General features: G+C 66.4%; 1 pseudogene. It reads left to right on the top strand.

Annotated elements, in window-relative coordinates:
- Positions 1-223: pseudogene (locus E4K09_RS29105) on the top strand (AraC family transcriptional regulator); the annotation flags it as partial.

Raw genomic sequence — 223 nt, 5'->3', positions numbered from 1 at the left:
GCCTCGGCCTTCTCGAGATCGCGGCGGTGCTCGCCCTCGCGGAACGGGGCAATGTCATTCTCGACCCCTTCTCCACGCTTGTCGCCCGATATGCACGCATCGGCGCCGGGAACGTGTTTTATCCCGGCGTGACCCTTCATTGCTCCGCATCCGGCGCGCTGAGCATCGGAGACGGCAACACGCTCCATCCCGGCACGTGGCTTGCCGCCGAAACGGGCACGGT

The organism is Microvirga pakistanensis (genome assembly GCF_004458765.1).
GTDB classification, from domain to species: Bacteria; Pseudomonadota; Alphaproteobacteria; order Rhizobiales; family Beijerinckiaceae; genus Microvirga; species Microvirga pakistanensis.
Note: the sequence above shows the minus strand (reverse complement) of the source record. Positions and strands in the feature narration are given on the sequence as shown.